This window comes from Aurantimonas sp. E1-2-R+4 (genome assembly GCF_036549515.1).
Lineage (GTDB): Bacteria > Pseudomonadota > Alphaproteobacteria > Rhizobiales > Rhizobiaceae > Aurantimonas > Aurantimonas coralicida_A.
Window position 1 is genome coordinate 40,293 of the sequence record NZ_JAZHLK010000026.1, and the last position, 19,609, is coordinate 59,901.

A 19,609-nucleotide genomic window follows, 5' to 3' on the forward strand; every position below is an offset into this window, starting at 1 on the left:
CCGCGCCGTGCCGCGGCCGGTTCATTCGAACTCTCCCAGGATCTCGTGCTGCGCCTCGATCTTCTCCAGATAGTCGCGGCCGGGTTTTCCAGATTTCTTGAACGTCTCCAGCGCCAGCAGGCGGATGACCGCGAGGACGCCCGAATAACAATCGAGAGGGTAGGAGCTTTCCACCGGGCAGACGATCGTCCACCGCGCGTAAGCCGGCGTCACCCGCGCCGATGGGTCGGTGATGAGCAGCACTTTGACGCCGCGGCCCGACAGCGCCTCGAGATAGCGCTTGAGCTTGCCGACGATGCGGCGGATGGCGACGACCAGGACGACATCATCCGGCCCGAGATCGGCGATGCGTTCGGCGACCGTCTCGCCGGCGCCGGGTATCAAGCGGGTGCGCTCGCGAAACTGGATGAACTGCCATCGGGCATAGCCGGCAAAGTAATGGCTGTTCCGGAACCCCATGAAGCCCAGATTGCGCGCCTGCCAGAGCGCTGCGGCGATCTCGTCGAGCCGCGCCGGGTCCAACCCTTCCAGCGCCAGACGAACCGTCGCCATTTCCTGCTCGGCGAACCGTGCGATCGGATCCGCGGGCGCGTCCCCGCTTTCGGGGGAGCGCCCCGACGCCAGGAACAGCGGCGAGCCCCAGTTGCGCGCCTCGCGGGCCGCGACGCGCATGTCGTCATAATTGTCGAACCCGATGCGCTGCACGAAGCGCGTGACGGTGGAGTTCGAGACGCCGGCCAGCTTCGCCAGTTCGGATGCCGGATACATGCTGACCTCGCCGGGCGACTCCAGGACGAGATCGGCGACCTGACGCTCGCGGGAACTCAGGCTTTCATATGACCGATGGATCGATTCCACGAACGGTTTCATCGGCTCCTCGTCTCCCTTTCGGCGACACAGACTACGCACGGAAGTCTGTGGAAACTCATTTCCATAAATATTGACATACTGGAAATCATCTTGCAATCTCGCGTGCAATGCGGGCTTGGACGCAGAGGGAGAGCGCGGACAAAACGCGCGTCGCCAGGCGGGTCGGGAGGAGATTTGAGATGACCGACAACCAGTTTCGCATCGCGTCACAGGATGGCGCGCTCTACAATGAGGATTTGGCACCGCTTGCGCCGGAAGAGCGCAAATGGGGTGCCTTCGAGATCTTCAACGTCTGGAACAACGACATCCAGAGCCTGTTCGGCTACACGCTGGCCGCCTCGCTTTTCTTCACCTACGGGCTGAATGGCTGGCTGACTTTCGCCGCCATCGTCGTGGCGGGCTTTATCGTGATGGCGCTGGTCAACCTGACTGGCCGCGCGAGCGTGAAGTACGGCGTGCCCTATCCGGTCATGGCGCGGGTCGCCATGGGCGTCCAGGGCGCCAAGTTCCCGGCTCTGGTTCGCGGCATCGTCGCGATCTTCTGGTACGGGGTGCAGACATACTTCGCCTCCACCGCCGTGGCGCTGCTCCTCACCTCGCTTTTCGGCGGCGGTGACGGCGCGACCCTTCTCGGCATGACGACGGTGGGATGGATCTCCTATCTGATCGTTTGCGTGTTCCAGGTCGGGCTGTTCATGATGGGTATCGACTGGGTCGGCCGTTTTCTCAACTGGGCCGGCCCCTTCGTCTACATCGTGATGATCGTTCTGCTTGCGGTGATCTGGTGGCAGGCGGGCGGAGCGCTGCTCACCGAGGTCGGCAACATCTTCCAGGCGCCGGGTGAGACCGAGCGCTCGACGGTCGGCGCCTTCATCGCGATCGTCGGCACCATGATCGCCTATTTCGCCGCCGTGGTGATCAATTTCGGCGACTTTTCGCGCTTCGTGAAGACCGAGGGCCAGATGCGCGCCGGCAATTTCTGGGGCCTGCCGGTGTCGATGGCGTTCTTCTCGTTCATCGCTTTGTTCATCACCGCCGGCACTGTTGTGCTGTTCGGTGAGCGGCTGACCAACCCCGCCGACATCGTCGAGCGGGTCGACAACATCTGGCTGACGATCATCGCGGCGATCACCTTCTTCGCCGCCACCGTCGGTATCAACCTGGTGGCGAACTTCATCCCGCCCGCCTATGATATCGCCAATCTCGCGCCGTCGAAGATCAGCGCCAAGACGGGCGGCATCATCACGGCGGTCATCGCCTTCTTCATCGGCGCGTTGTGGGTGTCCGTGATCAGCAATATCGGGATCGCCGCCTTTGTCGATACGCTCGGCGCGTTCCTTGCTCCGCTCTACGGCATCCTGGTCGCCGACTACTATTTGATCCGCAAGCAGCGCATCAATCTGCAGGATCTGTTCTCCAGTGATCCGAGTGGGAATTACTATTACGATTCCGGCTGGAACAGGAAAGCGGTCATCGCTTTCGCCATCGCGGCGGTGTTTTCGGTGGCGACCGTCTGGATGCCGGCGCTTGCCGCGCTGTCCGGCTTCGGCTGGCTCATCGGCGCTCTGCTCGGCGGCGGCCTGCATCTCGTGATGATGCGAAAGGTCGACGAGATCGAGACCAGCCTGAGCGACGTCTCGGATTTTCGCTGATCCGTTCATCCCCGGTCCTGACGTACTCAAGGCCGGGGAAGACATTGCCGGCACCCTACGCCGGATTTAACGCAGACGGGGTGCAAGTCAGTCGTACGGCCCGCCAAACTTACCGCTAAAGCCGAAAGGCCGGGCCAGCCTTGTCGAATGATCTCACGACGCAGTGAAACGAAGGCCAGTTTGATTGTCACAGCCGCGCCTCAATCGACGTCTGTCGCTGGGGCTCTGCCGCCGATCTTTGCGGTGACCTCGTCAGCCGCGCGTTTCACCACCGGACCGAGTTCGGCGATCTTGCCATCGGGAAACCTGACAGTGGGGCCGGACACGGAGATGCCGGCGATGGCCTCGCCGAAGCCGTTGAAGATCGGCGCGGCGATGCAGCGCATCCCGAGATAGCGTTCCTCGTCGTCGAACGACCAGCCGCGCACCCGTGTCGCTTCGAGATTGGCATAGAGCGCATGGGGTGATGTCAGGGTCTTCGGGGTGAATTCGGGCAGGCCCCGTTTTTGCAGGATCGTCTCGATCTCGTCGCGCCCCATATTGGCCAGCAGCGCCTTGCCGATGCCGGACGCGTGCAGATGACCGCGGGTGCCCGGTCGGAAGAAGGCCCGGATCGGATTGTGCGACTCGACCTGGCTGAGGAACACCACCTCGCCTTTGTCGGCAATGGCGAGGTTGGCGGTTTCCCCGGTTTCGTCCATCAGTCGCCGCATGAATTCGCGCGCCGCCTCGAGCAGATTGGTGCCCACCAGATAGGCGTTGCCGACCCGGAAGGCTTCGATGCCGACCGACCACTCCTGGGCGGAGCCATTAAATTCAGCAAAGCCATGTTTCTGCAAGGTCGCCAGAATCCGATGCGCGGAGGAGGGCGGCATGCCGAGTCGCAGCGCGATATCGGTCAGCGTCAGGCCGCTATCCTTCGCCAATGTCCGCAGCAGCGTCAGCCCTCGATCCAGGGCCTGAACCGGAGCGGCCTGCTCGCCGATCGGCTGGGTTCGCGGACGGCCGCGCGACCGTCTTGGGAGATCGTCCGCCTTGTTCATGATCGCTCCTCCGCGGCCCACCTGCCGAAATCCCACCCCATCTTGGCATGAAAAATATTTTTGGCAAAAAATTCGATCTCCAGAATGAAAAAACATAAGCATCGGAAAACTATAAAGAAAATATCGCAAATATGCACTATCGGAAATCATTTTCAGAAAAATTGCAAATTCTGCAAGCCTCGTTAGTTTGGGATATGCCTATTGTCAGGGAGAGAGAGATGACCGGTCAAAACCCCGTTTTCATACCTGGTCCGACCAATATCCCGGATCGCCTGCGGTTCGCGCTGTCGGGTCAGACCGAGGATCATCGATCGCCCGATTTCGTCGGCATTCTTGCCCCTGTCCTGAGCGACCTGAAAAAAATCTTCAAAACCACGAGCGGCACCATCATCACCTTTCCGGCCAGCGGCACGGGCGGATGGGAGGCGGCAGTCACCAACACGCTGTCGCCTGGAGACAAGGTTCTCGCGGCCCGGCACGGCATGTTCTCGCACCGCTGGATTGACCTTTGCCAGCGCCACGGCCTCGACGTCGAGATCATCGAATGCGAATGGGGGCAGGGGGCGCCCGCCGACCTGATCGGTCAGCGTCTCGCCGCGGACAAGGCCAATGCGATCAAGGCCGTGCTAGTCACCCACAACGAGACGGCGACGGGCGTCGTCAGCGATGTCGGCGCGGTCCGCCGCGCGATGGACGGTGCGGGGCATCCCGCCATGCTCTATGTCGATGCCGTTTCGTCGCTGGCCTCGATGGATTTCCGTATGGACGAATGGGGCGTCGATCTTGCCGTCTCGGGTTCGCAGAAGGGTTTCATGCTGCCGACCGGCATGGCGATCGTCGGCGTCAGCAAAAAGGCGATGGACGCCGTCGCGAGGGCCAAGTGCCCGCGCTGCTTCTTCGACTTCCGTGACATGGCCGGCGCCAATGCCAAGGGCGGCTTTCCCTACACCCCGCCGGTGCAACTGATCCAGGGATTGCGCAAGAGCCTCGACATGCTGCTGGAGGAGGGGCTGGACAATGTGTTCGCCCGTCATGCCCGCATTGCCGAGGGCGTCCGCCGTGCGGTCAATGCGTGGGGGCTTCGCGTTTGCGCGCAGGCACCTCATCTTTATTCCGATACGGTCACGGCGGTGCTGGTTCCCGCTGGCTTTAACAGCGACACGCTGACCAATCATGCCTACGATGCCTATGACGTCTCGTTCGGTGTCGGCCTCGGGCAAATGGCCGGCAAGGCGTTCCGGATCGGACATCTGGGTTCGCTGACCGAGGTGATGGCGCTGTCGGGTCTTGCCACGTTGGAGATGGCGATGAAGGATCTCGACTATCCGATCACGCTCGGCTCGGGCGTCGCCGCGGCGCAGGAATATTATCGGTCGACGAAGAGCGCCGCGCTCTCCAAGGCCGCGTAAGGACGGACAACGGACATGGACACCAAAGTGCGCGAAGCGGACATACCGACATTCGACGACGTCATGGCGGCGCGGGAGCGGATCGCGCCCTATATCCATCGCACGCCGGTGCTGACCTCCAGCTATTTCAATGAGCTCAGCGGCGCCGAGTTGTTCTTCAAGTGCGAGAATTTTCAGAAGGCCGGGGCCTTCAAGGCGCGCGGTGCCTCGAACGCGGTGTTCGGCCTGTCGGAAGACCAGGCGCAAAAAGGCGTCGCCACGCACTCTTCGGGCAATCATGCCCTGTCGCTCTCCTATGCGGCTGGCCGGCGCGGCATCAAGGCGATCGCGGTCATGCCGCGAACCGCGCCCGAGGCCAAGAAGGCCGCGGTGCGCGGCTATGGCGGCGAGGTGCGAGAGTGCGAGCCTTCGACGGCGGCGCGCGAGGCGATGCTGGAGGAAGTCGTGGCCTGCACCGGGGCGGACTTCGTGCATCCCTATAACGATCATCGGGTGATCGCCGGGCAGGGCACCTGTTCGCTGGAGCTTCACGAGGAGGTGGGACCGCTCGACGCCGTGGTGGCGCCGATTGGCGGCGGCGGCATGATCTCCGGGACGTGTCTCACCATGTCCCATACGTCTCCATCGACCAAGGTCTACGCGGCCGAACCGAAGAACGCCGACGACGCTTATCGCTCGTTCCATGCCGGCGAGATCATCGAGGATGATGCACCGCAGACCGTGGCCGACGGGTTGAAAGTGAGCTTGCGCCCGCGGACCTGGCATTTCGTCTCGAATTACGTCGCCGACGTGCTACTGGCCACCGAGGAAGAGATCATCGAGGCCATGTACCTGACGTGGCAACGCATGAAGATCGTGATCGAGCCAAGTTCGGCCGTGCCGCTGGCGACGATCCTGAAGAACCGCGACTTGTTCGCCGGCCAGCGGGTCGGGGTGATCCTGACCGGCGGCAATGTCGATTTGAAAAAGCTGCCCTGGATGCAGAGCTGAGGGAGAAAAGCCATGAACGCACCGATCAAGATCGACGACTTTGAGGTTGGCTACAACATTCCCGCGGCAGTCGGCATGCGCGAGGATGAGATCCAGACCCCCTGCCTGATCCTCGACCTCGACGCGCTTGAGCGCAACGTCGCCAAGATGGGCAAGTTCGCCAAAGACATGGGCGTGCGGCATCGCTCGCACGGCAAGATGCACAAATCGGTCGACGTGCAGAAGCTGCAAGAGAGCCTCGGCGGCTCCTGCGGCGTATGCTGTCAGAAGGTGAGCGAGGCTGAGGCCTTCGCCCGCGGCGGCATCAAGGATGTGCTGGTGTCGAACCAGGTTCGCGACCCGGCCAAGATCGACCGCCTCGCGCGCATCCCGAAGCTCGGCGCGCGCACCATCGTCTGCGTCGATGACGTCGCCAATGTCGCCGACTTGTCGGCGGCTGCGCAGAAGCATGGCACGACGATCGAGTGCCTCGTCGAAATCGACTGCGGCGCTGGCCGCTGCGGCGTAACGACAACGCCGGCGGTCGTGGAGATCGCCAAGGCGATCGACGCCGCGCCGGGCCTGAAATTTTCCGGCATTCAGGCCTATCAGGGCGCGATGCAGCACATGGACAAATACGAGGACCGCAAGGCCAAGATCGACATCGCCGTCGCCATGGTGAAGGACGCCGTCGATGCGCTGAAGGCCGAGGGCCTCGCCTGCGACATCGTCGGCGGTGGCGGCACCGGCAGCTATTATTTCGAAGGCAATTCGGGCGTCTACAACGAGTTGCAATGCGGCTCCTACGCCTTCATGGATGCCGATTACGGCCGCATCCTCGACAAGGACGGCAAGCGGATCGACCACGGCGAGTGGGAGAACGCGCTGTTCCTCCTCACCTCGGTGATGAGCCACGCCAAGGCGGACAAGGCAATCTGCGACGCCGGGCTGAAGGCGCAGTCGGTCGACAGCGGGCTGCCGTTCATCTACGGGCGCGACGACGTCAAATACGTCAAATGCTCGGACGAGCACGGCGTTATCGAGGACCCAAACGGGGTCCTGAAGGTCAACGAGAAGTTGCGTCTCGTGCCGGGCCATTGCGACCCGACCTGCAATGTTCACGACTGGTATGTCGGCGTGCGGAACGGCAAGGTCGAAAGCCTGTGGCCGGTCACTGCCCGCGGCCTGGCATACTGAGGACGACGTATGTTCATCGTTTCCGAGGAAAGCTGCAAGAAACTGGTCGGCCGCGCCGACGCCTTCAAGGCGGTCGAGGCGGTGTTCGCCGCGATGGCCAAGGGCGACGCGTATAATTTCCCGGTCATCCGCGAGGCGATCGGCCATGCCGATGCGCTTTACGGCTTCAAGTCCGGCTTTGATCGCTCGGGCCTCGTGCTCGGTCTGAAATCCGGCGGCTATTGGCCGGGCAACGCCGCCAAGGGGCTGACCAATCACCAGTCGACGGTCTTCCTGTTCGACGCCGATACCGGGCAACTCAAGGCGTTGGTCGGCGGCAATTATCTGACGGCGATCCGAACGGCGGCGGCGAGCGCGGTGTCCATCGCCCATCTCGCGCGCCCCGACGCCAAGGTGCTGGGCATGGTGGGAGCCGGCCATCAGGCCGCGTTCCAGCTTCGCGCCGCGGCCGAACAGCGGTCGTTCGAAAAAGTGGTCGCGTGGAACTTTCACCCCGAGATGCTGCCGGCGCTGGCCGGGGTCGCCGAAGAGATCGGCCTGCCCTTCGAGGCGGTGGAGCGCGAACGGCTCGGCGCCGAGGCGGACGTCATCGTCAGCATCACCTCCGCGCATGAGCCGTTGATGATGCGCGACTGGGTGAAGCCGGGCACCCATATTGCCTGCATGGGCACCGACACCAAGGGCAAGCAGGAGGTCGATCCGGCGCTGGTCGCAGCGGCCACGCTGTTCACCGACGAGATCGCCCAATCAGTGACGATCGGCGAGTTCCAGCACGCCGTCGCCGCGGGACTGGTCAAGGAGGAGGCGATCACCCCGCTCGGAGCGGTGATCAACGGCACTCATCCGGGGCGCACGTCCGACGACGAGATTACCCTGTTCGACGGCACCGGGGTCGGCCTGCAGGATTTGGCGGTGGCGTCCGCCGCCGTCGAGCTCTCGCGGCGATCCGGCGACGCCACCGAAGTGGCGCTCTGAGGTCAGGCGCCCCTGGCGTTGCGTGCGAGCCTATTCGATGATGCGGATGAGCGCGCTGGAGACGATGTCGCTACCGCCAACCTCCTCGCAATGCGATTCGAAGGTCGAGTTGCCGCTGAGATCGACGGTGTAGCCGACGATCTGGGTGCAACCGTCACCGGTACTGGAATTGCCGCGGTATTTGAGATCCCCCGCCGGCATATAGACGGCGCCTTGCAGGATGGAGTCGGATGTACCGGCGACGGTGTGGGTGATGCCCGTTTGGTCGCGTCCGCCAAAGAACAGGATGCCCGAGAACGGTCCGCTCATCGGCGCCGACAGGTTCATCCGGGTGTTGCCTCCCAACTTCAGCCCGGCGCCGTTCGTCAGGTAGAAGGTGACGCCTAAGCCGACGAGACCCGCGGTAGCGGGATCGACACTGCCGCCGTTCACCGTGAAGTCGCCACCCTCTATGATGTAGAGACCCGGCTGAAAGACGACGTCTCCCTTCATGCTGAGACCGTTGCAGAAGCGCATTGCGGCGACGCCGCTGGGATGGTTTTCGACCGGCGTCAGCGTCGTCGACGCATTGGGCTTTCCGACATTCTTGCTTTGGCAAGTCCCCTGGACGACTGGTTCGGCCACCGACGCATAGGGGTCGGCCACGGCCGCAGCATATTCCTTCGGCTGGTCGCAATCGGTCAGATCGAGAGCCGCGGTGGTCACGGTCGCGCCTACCGAATAGATGCACCCGGTCGACAGGGTCGCCGCGCCCTTCATTAGAAACGCGTCCGATGCGTTGGAATTGGAAGCGACGTCGCAGCCGGTCAGGCTGAGCGATGTCGAGCCCGATACGGTTACCGCTCCCGGCGCGGATGGTGACAAGGCCAGGATGCACGCTCTTGCCGTTTCGTTGATTTTGGCGACCGCCCGGGCGCCGATGTCGACGGGCTCGTTGCTGAACATGGCCGAAAACAGTCGTGGCTCGATCTGTGAAAGCAAGACCTCGACTGTATCCGGATCGCCGGCATTCGGCCCGGTCGCGACCGGCGAATTGACGATGAAATTGCCGGACGAACCCGAAAAGCCGGTTTGGTTGGCGATATAGAGCGCGGCCGTGCGCATCCCGTCGGCGGTGTCTCCGGAACGCTTGCGGACGGCCGCGGCGTGGACGGCCACGTCGGCCGCGTGCTGCAATTCGCGCTGGGTCATGTACCAATAGCCCGTCTCGACGCCGAGACCGATGCCGCCGATGACGACCGGAAACATGATGGCCGCGATCACCGACGTGCTGCCGATCCGATCGCCGACAAACCGTTGCAATGCTTCGCCCGCAAGCCGGCGGACGCGGCCGGTTCTCAAGCGCGCGACGGGTGCCGGCGGGGCCGCCCCGGCACGGTGCTGATTGTTCTTGGGCGTGCTCAGAGCTTTTTGCATGGTCATTGCGCCTGCATGACCCGAATAATCGCCGGTGTGATGATGATGGCGAAAAGGACGGGAAGGAAAAACAGGATCATCGGAACGGTCAGCTTCGGTGGCAGCGCGGCGGCTCGCTTTTCCGCCTCGCTCATGCGCATGTCGCGGTTTTCCTGGGCCAGCACGCGCAGGGCCTGACCGACGGGCGTGCCGTAGCGCTCGGCCTGGATAAGGCTGGTCACGACGGCTTTTACCCCGTCGAGGCCCGTACGCAGACTGAGATTCTCGAACGCCTTGCGGCGATCCTGGAGATAGGAAAGCTCCGCCGTCGTCAGGTTCATCTCCTCCGCGAGCTCGATGGATTGGACACCGATCTCCTCGGACACCTTGCGGAATGCGCCCTCGACGCTCATGCCGGATTCCACACAGATCAGCATCAGGTCGAGCGCCTCGGGCCAGGCCCGGCGGATCGACGTCTGCCGCTTGGTCGTCCGGTTCTTCAAAAGAATGATCGGAAGGTAATAGCCGAAATAGCCGGCCCCCAGACCGATGGCGATCTTAGGAAGCAGTGGTGTCGCTTCACTGAGGAACATCACCATGTAACCGAGGGCGGCGACGAACATGGCGACTGGAGCGAGGATGCGCGCGGCGAGGAAACCGACCACCGGTCCTCGGCCGCGATAGCCGGCCCGCGCCAACATCCGGGCGATCTCGCCGTCCCCGACCTGTTCGGACAGATTGAAGTGATTCACGATGGCCTGATAAAATTTCTTGGGCGGCGCCCGCAGCAGCAGCGGATCCTTGCGATCGGAAAGATGGGAACGTTCGCGCAGGCGAATGCGCTCTCTTTCCTCGCCCACCTGCCGCATCCGCTCGCCGAGGGTATCGCGGGCGAGATACGGCCAGCTTACCAACAGGATGGCGGAAAAGCTCGAGAACGCCGACAGAAGGGCGATGACTGGTTTCGGGTCGGTCGGGATGAATGAGAAGTCCATCATCATCCTCAGAAATCGAAATTGATCATTTTGCGCATCACCAGGATGCCGAACATCATCCACACGGCGCTGCCGGCCAGGACGATATTGCCGAGGGTCTCCGTGAACAGCAGCGAGATGTAGTCGGGGGTGGTGACGTAGACGAGGCCGGCGACGATGACCGGCAGGGAACCGATAATTCCCCCCGAGGCCTTGGCTTCGGAACTCATCGCCTTGATCTTCGCCTGCATCTTCTTGCGCTCGCGCAGCACCTTGGAAAGATTGCCGAGGGCTTCCGCCAGACTTCCGCCGCTGCGGGCCTGGATGCCGATCACGATGGCGAAGAAGTTGGCCTCCGAGAGCGGCACCCGTTCGGCAAGGCGCTGCACGGCCTCGTCCATGGGGACGCCCAGGGTCTGATCCTCGACGACCGTCTTGAATTCGCTGCGCACCGGGTCCTGCGCTTCCGTCGCGATGATCTTCATGCAATCGCTCAGCGGCAGGCCGGATTTGATGCCGCGCACGATGACGTCGACGGCCGACGTGAATTCCGCCGTGAAACGCTTGAAGCGGCGGTTGCGTCGAAAATTGACGAAGAGGTGCGGCAGAAACAGGCCCCCGGCGATCGCGAACCCGCCGGCCGCAAGCGGTTCGCCTCCCACCGCCACAACGACGAGGAAGGTCACGGCGGCGGCGGCGGCGCAAACCACATAATAGGTTCGTTTCGACCAGCTGAGCTCGGCTTGCCGCAAGCGCACGATCAGCTTGGGCTTCGATTTGTTTCGCTTCGCCTGGCTCTTCTGCTTTTCCTCGATCTCGCGCAGGGTCTCCTCGACGGATCGTTTGCGGCGGGCGTTCTCGGAGTTGCGGTTGGGCCCGGCCACCGCGGGACCGCTGGTGGCGATCGCGGTGAAGCGGCTGTCGTAGGCGCGTCGCTTGGCGCCGCCGGGATAGACGAAGGAAAGCAGTAGGCCACCACTGCAGAGCGCCGCGAGAGCGTAGATCAAATTGGTCGGGGAAAGGCCGTCATACAACATGGTCAGGCGGCCACGGCGCTCTGCTCGGCGGCGTCGAGGGCGGCCGCGAGGCGCTTATCCTCGTTGTAGTAGCGGGCGCGATCCCAGAATCCCGGCCGTCCAACCCCGGTCGAACGGTGACGGCCGAGCACCTTGCCGTCGGCGTCCTCGCCGACCATGTCGTAGACGAACAGATCCTGGGTGGTGATCACGTCGCCCTCCATGCCGAGCACTTCGGTGATGTGGGTGATCCGGCGCGAGCCGTCGCGCAGCCGCGCGGCCTGGATGATGACGTCGACGGAGCCGACGATGATCTCTCGGACGGTGGTCGCCGGTAGCGAGAAACCGCCCATTGCGATCATCGATTCCATGCGCTTCAANTGATGACGTCGACGGAGCCGACGATGATCTCTCGGACGGTGGTCGCCGGTAGCGAGAAACCGCCCATTGCGATCATCGATTCCATGCGCTTCAAGCATTCGCGCGGCGAGTTGGAGTGGATCGTGCCCATCGAGCCGTCATGGCCGGTGTTCATCGCCTGCAGGAGATCGAACACCTCGGGTCCGCGCACCTCGCCGACGATGATCCGCTCGGGACGCATGCGCAGGCAGTTCTTGACCAGGGCCCGCATGGTGATCTCGCCCTCGCCCTCGATATTGGGCGGGCGGGTTTCCAGCCGGACGACATGCGGCTGCTGCAACTGCAGTTCGGCCGAATCCTCGCAGGGGATGATGCGCTCGTCTTCGTCTATGTAGCGGGTCAGGCAGTTGAGCAGCGTCGTCTTGCCCGAGCCGGTGCCGCCGGAAATGACGACGTTGCAGCGCACCCGGCCGATGATCTGCAGGATCTGCGCGCCCTCCGGGGAGATGGCGCCAAACCGGACCAGATCATCGAGCGTCAGCTTGTCCTTCTTGAACTTGCGGATCGTCAGCGTCGGTCCATCGATCGCCAACGGCGGCGCGATGACGTTGACGCGGGAGCCGTCGGCCAACCGCGCATCGCAGATCGGGCTCGACTCGTCGACGCGACGGCCGACCTGGCTGACGATCCGTTGGCAGACATTGAGCAGTTGCTGGTTGTCCTGAAAACGGACGTCCGTCTCCTGCACCTTGCCGTTCACCTCGATGAAGATGCGGTTGCGACCATTGACCATGATGTCGGCGATGTCGTCGCGGGCGAGCAGCGGCTCCAGCGGTCCGTAGCCGAGCACGTCGTCGCAGATTTCGCCGACCAGCGCCTCCTGCTCGGCGATGCTGATCTGAACCTTCTTCGCCGTGATGATGTCATTGACGACCTGGACGATCTCCTCGCGCGCTTCGTCGGTCTTCATGGTCGACAGGACGGACACGTCGATCGCGTCCACCAACGCGTCGAAGATCTCTCGCTTCAGGGAAAAGTGCTTTTCGCCGCGCGGCTGCTTTTCCGGGCGCACGACCCGCGGCGGCGTGATGGCGGTTTCGCTGGTGGGGATGACGCAAGCCACAGCGTCGTCGTTGGACGCGGCTGGAGTGCTCTCCTCTTCCGTCTTCCTGCCGAACATGGTTCCTCCGCAGCGATACGCTATGGCGGCCTGACGTCCGAGGATGGGGTCACGTCCATTGTGACGCCTGAAGCCGTGTGTCGGTTGCGCCGCACTTGCGGCGAACCGGCCGTCTCAGGATCTCGAAGCGGTCATCGCCTGACTGGGGGGATGCTATCGAACCACGATTGCAGCGCCGTAAAATCGATCGACGCAATTGTAATCAATAGCGAATAAATCGGGGCGGAATGCACCCAGCGGCGCAAGGGGCTGCGGTCAGTTCAGCGGAATGCGACGGGACACGCTCAGCGTCATGCCGTTTGCCGACACCCCCGGAACCACGAACTCAAAGGGATAGGTGATCGCGACCGTGCGAAACGACACGCCCGCTTCCGCAGCCGTGCCAAAATCAATTTGAAGAAGGTCGGGGCGGTTGCCGGTGAAGGATGTGCGGATTGTCGAATCCAGATCCGGATTTGGAACCGTCGCGTCGTTAAGAACGGAGCGAACCGCGAAATCCGCCGCGAAGGCGAGGTCGTTGCGGACATTCAGGGCCCGCCCGAATTCGACGACGCCGAGCGAAATAAGCAATAACGGAAAGCATATGATGGCGAATTCGACGGCCGTCGCACCCACATCGTCGTTTCGAAAGCGGTTCCGCAGGCTCATCGTACCTGCACCTGAATCTGCGGCCGGAAGTTGAGATCAGGAATGATCCAGCCGCTGTAAGTCTTTGTCCCGCCAATTTGATAGAAGCTGTAGGTCGGCGCTGATCCGGCGCAACTGGTCGAGGCGGGCACCGCGACGTCGGGCGCTTCCGGGCAGGCGTAATAGCGCGACACCGACATCACCAGATCGGGGGCGACCGCGGGGTCTGTCGGGGGCGGAAAATTCGGCGTGGCGGTGGCCGTCATGACGTCGATGACACGCTGCTCACCCGGGTCGGCCATAGCGGTCTGGGCGCCCGCGCGCAGGACGTGGTCGATCGCCATTCGTTCGTTCAACGCCAGGCCGAGATCCGCCGTCGCGATGAGAGCGAAGAACAGGATCGGTGCGAAGAGAGCGAATTCGACCGCCGAGACGCCGTCCCTGCCGGCCATCAGCGCCTGGAAGCGATCCGCCGATCGCCGGAGACGAGGGCGGCTGCGTCGTCGGTCCCGGGAAAAGGGCGGCAGAGCGCGCATCGCGGTTCAACGCCTCCCGACCAAGCGCGCGGCAAGAGCATTGATGCCTTTCCTCGCGGGCCGCGACACCGCCTTGCCGCTGATCAGGGAGTGTGCGAGTTCGTCAAACGAGCGGGCCACGGGCGAACGGGCCGATGTTTCCCCGATCATGCGACCGTCATTGGCTGCGTTGCCGAAAAGCGCCGGGTCGAAGGGGATGCTGAGGCTGGGCTCGAGCGCGACGGCAGTGGCAAAGGCCGGAGCCTTGATCTCCGGGCGTTTCGGGATGCCGATCTGGTTCAGGACCAGCTTGGGAGGGCTGTCATGCGGCCGGGTGGACCGCAGGAATTCGATGACGCCCTTGACGTTGCGCATATTGGCGAGGTCCGGCGCAGCGGTGATGACGACGTCGTCCGCGTCGGTCAGAAGCCGTTTGACCCAGGCGGTCCACATATGGGGAAGGTCGAGGATCGTCAGCCTGGCGCTCGATCGCGCGATGTCGATGAGGCCGTTGAAATCCGTCTCCCGCAGATCGTAGGCGTTCGTCAGCGCGAGCGGCGGCGTCAGGATGCTGAGCCGTTCGCCACGCTGCGTCATGATCCGCTCCAACAGCACGTCGTCAAGCCGGTCGGCGTCGCTGATCGCGTCCATGACCCCCTGTGCCGCCTCGATGTTGAAGTCCAGGCCGGCGGTGCCGAAGGGTAGATCCATATCGATCAGAAGAACGTCGGAATCGAAGGACGAGGCCAGCGACCAGGCAGTATTGTGCGCCACGGTCGATGAACCGACGCCCCCACGCGCGCCAAAGAAGGCGCAGACCTTTCCAAGCTTCTGCGCGCCAGCGCTTTTGTAGAGGCGGCCGATCGTGGCGATCAGCGACATTACGTCCAGCGGGGCGACGACATATTCGTGGATGCCCTGCTCGATCAGTTCCCGGTAGAGCGTGATGTCGTTGCGGTGTCCGATCACGATGACTTTGGTGCTGGTCAGGCAGACATCGGCCAGCGCGTTCAGCCCTGCGAACAGCGCGGCATTCTCGGCCGTCGTTTCAACGATGATGAGATTGGGGGTCGGACCCTTGCCGTAAAGCTCGATCGCAGCCGGCAATCCGCCGCCATGGACCGTCAATCGCGTCCGTTGCAGGCGTCGGTCCGACGCGGCCGCCTCGGCGGTCCGGGCAAGCTCCTCGGTCTCGGTGAAGACCGCGATGGCGATTTGCGGAATGATCAGGCTGCCGGTGGCGGAGGCGTTCGTCGCCGTCTGTTTCGGCGGTGTCTTGTCCCCGGTAGCGGAGGAAGCAGGCATCATGGGCGCCTCGTCGTCCGTCAAGGCGACGACCGGCGAGCTCGCCACAGCGATCCCGCGGTATGTGGCGCGACCTTCACGACCTCCATCTTGCCGTCACGATAGACGCCGACCGTCGGCTCTCGGCGCTTGACCGCGAGCTTCGGCTCGTTGAGATCCGCTGCCGACCGCAAGGCCAGGGACAGAGTCCCGGAGGCCTCGGCGGCGGTGATCTGTTCCACCTGCTGGATGTCCAGTTCTAGGGTTGCCGTCCGCCCGACCACGACCTGTTGCGGGTTGGCCGGGTCGGCGTTGCGGCTTTGGTCGACAGCCAGCACGCGGACATTCCTCAAGATCGCGCGGCTGACGCTCTGCGGCGGCTCGGTACCGACGCTCGGTCGCGTGTAGGTGTGGACAACATCGACCCGGTCATTGGGCAGTACGAACCCGCCGGCCGTGTTTTCCGCCGAAACCCTGACCGCGACCGCGCGTTTGCCAGCCGGCAGCAGGGCGGACATATAGCCGGTGCCGGCGGGAGCCAACTTGTCGCTGCGGATCGGTTCGCTTTCCTGGAACTGGCTCTTGACGAGCGAGCCGGCGAGCGTCTCGATCGCGTCGGGTTGGGAGGCACGGGTGATGAAACCGGCGGACACGGCACCTTCGGGCCATGACTGCCAGCGCATGCTGGTCTCTTCCAGCAATCGTCCCTGGCCGATCTCGGCGGATGCCACGAGCACTTCGCTCATCGCGATCCGTGCGATCTCAGGCGCCTGCTCGACCTGAACAGGAGTGTCGGGCTGGGTGAATGTGATCCAGGCAGCCAGTCCGCCCGAACCGAGCGCGGCCACGAAGATGAGAGCTCGAATCATTGTCCTACCGTGCGGGAAGGTTGTTATCGAACCCGCCTGCTTCCTCATAATCCGAGGGAGCTTAGGGCCGCGAGCTTGACCACCCGTTAAGAAAGGACGTTAACGGGACAGGTCGAATTGTCGTGGTCGTCACGGGCTCGATCGTATCGTGCCTGCCGGGTGAACCGGGCAGCCGTCATTCCGCCGCGGGTGCCGCGGGCGCGGTTGCTGCTGGTTGCGCCGGACTGGCGGCGGATCCGGTGCCGCGATACAGACGCACGTTCCGCTCGGCGACCTGTCCGTCTGTGCGTATTGCCGTGACGTTGCGATGAGGGGGAAAGGCGTTCGCCGTGTGGACCGCCATGTTCGCTTGCATCGCGTTACCCGCCCCGAGCGAGATCGTATCGCGCTGATTGGCATAGTCCGCGCAGCCCGTCAGCAGGGCAGTGGCGGCAAGGACGACGATCTCAAGGCTGGGCGTGCGCATTGCCGTTATCCGTCTCGATGTCGATGATGTGGCCGTAGGGTCCCGAAATGCCTTGGCCTTCCTTGAACGATCGCAGCATGTCCTTATCTACCTCGAGAAGGCCGAGCGCGAACAGCTCGACGTCGTCGGGAGAGCGGGTCTGGTCGAGCGGGGAATAAAGTTGCTCGCCCGGGCTCGCCGGTTGGACGAGGCGGGGGGTTACGACCACCACCAGATCGGTTTCCTGCTTCTGGAAGCTGGTCGAACGGAACAAGGCGCCGAGGATCGGAACCTGGCCGATCCACGGCAGTTGCTCGATCGTCTTGGCGTTCACGGTTTGCAGCAGGCCGGCCATAGCGAAGCTCTGGCCGTCGCGCAGTTCGATGACGGTCTGCGCCTTGCGCGACGTGAAGCCGGGATTGCCGTTGACGACGACGGCTGGATCGATCTCGCTGACCTCCGTCATCACCCTGAGATTGATCAAGCCGCTATCCAGAACGGTCGGCAGGAATTCGAGACGGACACCGTAGGGGCGGTATTCGGTTTGGGTCGAGGAGGATCCGTTGGCGCCCACGACGGCGGCCTGGATCGGCACTTCGCCCCCGGCATGAAAGCTCGCCTTCTCGCCGCTCATGGTGGTCAGATTGGGCTGTGCCAGCCGCCGCGCGAGGCCCTTCTTCTCGAGCGCATTGATGATCATGTCGACGCGAACGCCGGCGCTCTCGAGAACCTGAGCGACCAGCGATCCGAAGGGCGTGCCTTGCGAATTGCGCCCGGCATTGTCGTCGAGATAGGATTTCGGCTGGCCGGTGTCGGGATCGGCATTCAACCGGACGCGGGAGCCGATGACGCCGAGCGAAGTGCCACCGGACACGCGGAAGTTAACGCCGAGATCGCGGCCGGCACTACGCCTTGCCTCAAGCACGCGCACTTCCAGCGCGACCTGTTGGGCGTCGGTCACCGCTAGCGCGTTGATGACCGGCTCGGACGAGAATTGCTGGGCGACGTCCATCACCTTCACCGCGTCGGGCGCGCTCTTCACGGTTCCGCTGAGATGAATGCGATCGTTGAAATTGGTCACCTTCACCGTCGCGCTGGGGACGGCGGCGCGGATCGCGGAATGGACGTTGGCGAAGTCCATGCTGACACGAGTGTCGACGACCCCGAGCAGCCTGTCGCCGTCATCGTAGATCGAGATATTGGTGATCCCGTTCGACCGGCCCTGGATGTAAAAGGAACGATCGGACAATGGCACCACATCGGCGATCTTGACGTCACCAACGACGAGATTGGCGAAAGGCCGGTTGGTGGTGATGGTGACCGTCGAGCTTTGCCGCACGACCACATTCGACACGCCGCCGTTGCCGATGGCGAGCATGCGCTGCTGGGCGGCCGCGGGAAGGACTGCGAGGCAAGCGAGCGTCGTCAGCGCGATGCGTAGCAGCCGCGGTATCGCCGCGACCGCGCGCACGCCGGCGGGCCGTTCCACTGCCTGTCTCCAAGGATGGAGCACATCCATCGAGGCTACCTTTCGCGTCCAGTCTCTGCTGTCGTCCGATGAGTTCGGCGTATGCTCACCGCCGCGTGGATCCACCACGCGGTTCGAGCGACTGACAGTGCGTCGGACCGCGATGCAGCCCGCATTCCGCGGCAGTTTGCGACGAGATGGTTAAGGGCGGGTCAACACGAGAAACGCCGGGATCGTCCGACGCGCTAACCTTGCACGTTGGGACTACCTGCCCGCATTGCGGCAGCCGTTTTTTCATCCGCTGGAAAGAATGTCTCGATTGCGATTTCGGACAAGGTGATATCGGTGGCCGTGCCGAAGACAGTTGTCGTGCTAAGAAAGGCAAATCTGTCGCCTTTGATAGCAAGCTCAAGTCTGACGGCAATGGGAGCGCGTGCCGCGCCTCTATCGTTCGGACGCCATGGTTTGGCGTCGCTGGGAACAGGATAGGCCGTCAGTTCATCGAGCAGCGATTTCAGACCTGCATCGTTGGACTGCTCCACCTGTTCCTTCAGCCTGGAAACCAAATGCGCCCGCCATTCGCGGAAATTCAAGATGCGGGAAGCCAGACCATCGGGATGCAGGCTGAGGCGCAGAACATTAACCGGTGGCGCCAGAAGCTGCGACGCTATTCCTTCCAGGAACGGCGCGATCGCGCCATTGGCGGAGATCATGTTCCAGTGACGATCAACCGCTAAGGCAGGGTGTGGTTCATGGCCTTTCTGGATTTGATCCACCGCCTGTCGAGCGGCTGCCATGGCATCGTCATCGAGAGGCCGCTCCCGGTAGAGCGGGGCAAAGCCCGCGGAAATCAGGATCGCGTTGCGTTCGCGGAGCGGCATAGCGAGACCTTCCGCGAGACGCAGCACCATATCCCGGCTGGGCGACGCCCGTCCCGACTCGACAAAGCTCAAATGGCGCTGAGACACCTCCGCTTCGACAGCCAGTCCAAGCTGGCTCAAACGTCGACGCTGACGCCAATCGCGCAAGATGTCGCCCACTGCGATCATGGTTTCGGTCATTGAGCGAGGTTAGCCGAAAGCGCAGGGCTTTCAATTACCTTTGACGTAATCGACTTGGCGCCGGCGGTCGGGAAACTGGATCGAGGACCTTCGCGGATGGTCCGTTCAAGAACCAGGAGAACCAAACATGACCGCCATCACTTCTCTTTCAATCCGGTCCCTTCTCATGATCGATGCTGCGGCTTGTGGCCTAATACCAACGGGCGCTGATCAAGACCCATGCGCCCAATCTCGCATTCCGATGGACGTGATTTTCCAGGGCTGATCGACGAGCTTGTTCCAAGCTGCGCAGCAGTGGGC

Annotated in this window: 17 protein-coding genes and 1 pseudogene; 5 read left to right on the forward strand and 13 right to left on the reverse strand. The window is 63.1% G+C overall.

All coding sequences use genetic code 11. From position 1 onward, the window contains the following. Positions 1-21 precede the first annotated feature (21 nt). The gene (locus VQ045_RS13070; protein ID WP_331830399.1) at positions 22-870 is read right to left on the reverse strand and encodes a MurR/RpiR family transcriptional regulator; all 849 of its coding nucleotides are present in this window, start codon (positions 868-870) and stop codon (positions 22-24) included. A 179-nt stretch (positions 871-1,049) separates the two neighbouring features. On the opposite strand from VQ045_RS13070, the gene VQ045_RS13075 reads away from it, so the two are divergent. Beyond that, the gene (locus tag VQ045_RS13075) at positions 1,050-2,522 is read left to right on the forward strand and encodes an NCS1 family nucleobase:cation symporter-1 (RefSeq protein WP_331830400.1); all 1,473 of its coding nucleotides are present in this window, start codon (positions 1,050-1,052) and stop codon (positions 2,520-2,522) included. 200 nt (positions 2,523-2,722) lie between these two features. On the opposite strand, the gene bhcR is transcribed toward VQ045_RS13075, so the two are convergent. Further along, positions 2,723-3,565, reverse strand: coding sequence for an HTH-type transcriptional regulator BhcR (bhcR, locus tag VQ045_RS13080; protein WP_331830401.1), 843 nt, complete (start codon positions 3,563-3,565; stop codon positions 2,723-2,725). Positions 3,566-3,783: 218 nt separating this feature from the next. Between bhcR and bhcA the strand changes: the two genes are divergently transcribed. Genes bhcA through bhcD form a run of 4 tightly spaced genes read left to right on the forward strand, consistent with a single transcriptional unit; the run spans position 3,784 to position 8,115 of the window. Further along, positions 3,784-4,974 carry an L-aspartate--glyoxylate aminotransferase BhcA gene (gene bhcA / locus VQ045_RS13085; RefSeq protein WP_331830402.1) on the forward strand — a complete coding sequence of 397 codons (1,191 nt, stop codon included), beginning with the start codon at positions 3,784-3,786 and terminating at the stop codon, positions 4,972-4,974. A 15-nt stretch (positions 4,975-4,989) separates the two neighbouring features. Then, positions 4,990-5,964 (forward strand): beta-hydroxyaspartate dehydratase BhcB, encoded by a 975-nt coding sequence (gene bhcB, locus VQ045_RS13090; protein ID WP_331830403.1) that lies wholly within the window; start codon positions 4,990-4,992, stop codon positions 5,962-5,964. Between the two features lie 12 nt (positions 5,965-5,976). After that, positions 5,977-7,140, forward strand: coding sequence for a 3-hydroxy-D-aspartate aldolase BhcC (gene bhcC / locus VQ045_RS13095; protein ID WP_331830404.1), 1,164 nt, complete (start codon positions 5,977-5,979; stop codon positions 7,138-7,140). 9 nt (positions 7,141-7,149) lie between these two features. After that, on the forward strand, positions 7,150-8,115 hold the full coding sequence (bhcD, locus tag VQ045_RS13100; protein ID WP_331830405.1) for an iminosuccinate reductase BhcD: 966 nt from the start codon (positions 7,150-7,152) through the stop codon (positions 8,113-8,115). A 30-nt stretch (positions 8,116-8,145) separates the two neighbouring features. On the opposite strand, the gene VQ045_RS13105 is transcribed toward bhcD, so the two are convergent. The 11 genes and pseudogenes from VQ045_RS13105 to VQ045_RS13155 form a co-directional block, all read right to left on the reverse strand. After that, positions 8,146-9,531, reverse strand: a complete 1,386-nt coding sequence (locus VQ045_RS13105) for a pilus assembly protein TadG-related protein (protein ID WP_331830406.1) — start codon at positions 9,529-9,531, stop codon at positions 8,146-8,148. A gap of 2 nt (positions 9,532-9,533) precedes the next feature. Then, complete coding sequence (locus VQ045_RS13110) at positions 9,534-10,505, reverse strand: type II secretion system F family protein (RefSeq protein WP_442873083.1); 972 nt, start codon at positions 10,503-10,505, stop codon at positions 9,534-9,536. An 8-nt stretch (positions 10,506-10,513) separates the two neighbouring features. Next, complete coding sequence (locus tag VQ045_RS13115) at positions 10,514-11,521, reverse strand: type II secretion system F family protein (RefSeq protein ID WP_327624175.1); 1,008 nt, start codon at positions 11,519-11,521, stop codon at positions 10,514-10,516. Positions 11,522-11,523: 2 nt separating this feature from the next. Next, a pseudogene (locus tag VQ045_RS13120) lies at positions 11,524-13,040 on the reverse strand (CpaF family protein). Positions 13,041-13,295: 255 nt separating this feature from the next. Further along, positions 13,296-13,688: a TadE/TadG family type IV pilus assembly protein gene (locus VQ045_RS13125; protein WP_331830407.1), complete on the reverse strand. Its 393-nt coding sequence runs from the start codon at positions 13,686-13,688 to the stop codon at positions 13,296-13,298. Beyond that, positions 13,685-14,119, reverse strand: a complete 435-nt coding sequence (locus VQ045_RS13130) for a TadE/TadG family type IV pilus assembly protein (protein WP_327624172.1) — start codon at positions 14,117-14,119, stop codon at positions 13,685-13,687. Before VQ045_RS13130 ends, VQ045_RS13125 begins: the two co-directional genes overlap by 4 nt. Positions 14,120-14,209: 90 nt before the next feature. Then, the gene (locus VQ045_RS13135) at positions 14,210-15,490 is read right to left on the reverse strand and encodes an AAA family ATPase (protein WP_331830408.1); all 1,281 of its coding nucleotides are present in this window, start codon (positions 15,488-15,490) and stop codon (positions 14,210-14,212) included. 17 nt (positions 15,491-15,507) lie between these two features. Beyond that, a complete protein-coding gene (cpaB, locus tag VQ045_RS13140) occupies positions 15,508-16,335 on the reverse strand; it encodes a Flp pilus assembly protein CpaB (protein WP_331830409.1) in 828 nt (275 codons plus the stop codon). A 175-nt stretch (positions 16,336-16,510) separates the two neighbouring features. Then, a complete protein-coding gene (locus VQ045_RS13145) occupies positions 16,511-16,801 on the reverse strand; it encodes a hypothetical protein (RefSeq protein WP_327624169.1) in 291 nt (96 codons plus the stop codon). Beyond that, positions 16,782-18,269 (reverse strand): type II and III secretion system protein family protein, encoded by a 1,488-nt coding sequence (locus tag VQ045_RS13150; protein ID WP_331830410.1) that lies wholly within the window; start codon positions 18,267-18,269, stop codon positions 16,782-16,784. Before VQ045_RS13150 ends, VQ045_RS13145 begins: the two co-directional genes overlap by 20 nt. A gap of 224 nt (positions 18,270-18,493) precedes the next feature. After that, positions 18,494-19,309 carry a helix-turn-helix domain-containing protein gene (locus VQ045_RS13155; protein ID WP_331830411.1) on the reverse strand — a complete coding sequence of 272 codons (816 nt, stop codon included), beginning with the start codon at positions 19,307-19,309 and terminating at the stop codon, positions 18,494-18,496. Between the last annotated feature and the right edge of the window lie 300 nt (positions 19,310-19,609).

What these genes read in the sequence shown, in the direction of transcription:
- VQ045_RS13070 (WP_331830399.1), bottom strand. Translation starts at nt 870, where the DNA reads ATGAAACCGTTCGTGGAATCGATCCATCGGTCATATGAAAGCCTGAGT.
- VQ045_RS13075 (WP_331830400.1), top strand. Translation starts at nt 1,050, where the DNA reads ATGACCGACAACCAGTTTCGCATCGCGTCACAGGATGGCGCGCTCTAC.
- bhcR (WP_331830401.1), bottom strand. Translation starts at nt 3,565, where the DNA reads ATGAACAAGGCGGACGATCTCCCAAGACGGTCGCGCGGCCGTCCGCGA.
- bhcA (WP_331830402.1), top strand. Translation starts at nt 3,784, where the DNA reads ATGACCGGTCAAAACCCCGTTTTCATACCTGGTCCGACCAATATCCCG.
- bhcB (WP_331830403.1), top strand. Translation starts at nt 4,990, where the DNA reads ATGGACACCAAAGTGCGCGAAGCGGACATACCGACATTCGACGACGTC.
- bhcC (WP_331830404.1), top strand. Translation starts at nt 5,977, where the DNA reads ATGAACGCACCGATCAAGATCGACGACTTTGAGGTTGGCTACAACATT.
- bhcD (WP_331830405.1), top strand. Translation starts at nt 7,150, where the DNA reads ATGTTCATCGTTTCCGAGGAAAGCTGCAAGAAACTGGTCGGCCGCGCC.
- VQ045_RS13105 (WP_331830406.1), bottom strand. Translation starts at nt 9,531, where the DNA reads ATGCAAAAAGCTCTGAGCACGCCCAAGAACAATCAGCACCGTGCCGGG.
- VQ045_RS13110 (WP_442873083.1), bottom strand. Translation starts at nt 10,505, where the DNA reads ATGGACTTCTCATTCATCCCGACCGACCCGAAACCAGTCATCGCCCTT.
- VQ045_RS13115 (WP_327624175.1), bottom strand. Translation starts at nt 11,521, where the DNA reads ATGTTGTATGACGGCCTTTCCCCGACCAATTTGATCTACGCTCTCGCG.
- VQ045_RS13125 (WP_331830407.1), bottom strand. Translation starts at nt 13,688, where the DNA reads ATGAGCCTGCGGAACCGCTTTCGAAACGACGATGTGGGTGCGACGGCC.
- VQ045_RS13130 (WP_327624172.1), bottom strand. Translation starts at nt 14,119, where the DNA reads ATGGCCGGCAGGGACGGCGTCTCGGCGGTCGAATTCGCTCTCTTCGCA.
- VQ045_RS13135 (WP_331830408.1), bottom strand. Translation starts at nt 15,490, where the DNA reads ATGATGCCTGCTTCCTCCGCTACCGGGGACAAGACACCGCCGAAACAG.
- cpaB (WP_331830409.1), bottom strand. Translation starts at nt 16,335, where the DNA reads ATGATTCGAGCTCTCATCTTCGTGGCCGCGCTCGGTTCGGGCGGACTG.
- VQ045_RS13145 (WP_327624169.1), bottom strand. Translation starts at nt 16,801, where the DNA reads ATGCGCACGCCCAGCCTTGAGATCGTCGTCCTTGCCGCCACTGCCCTG.
- VQ045_RS13155 (WP_331830411.1), bottom strand. Translation starts at nt 19,309, where the DNA reads ATGACCGAAACCATGATCGCAGTGGGCGACATCTTGCGCGATTGGCGT.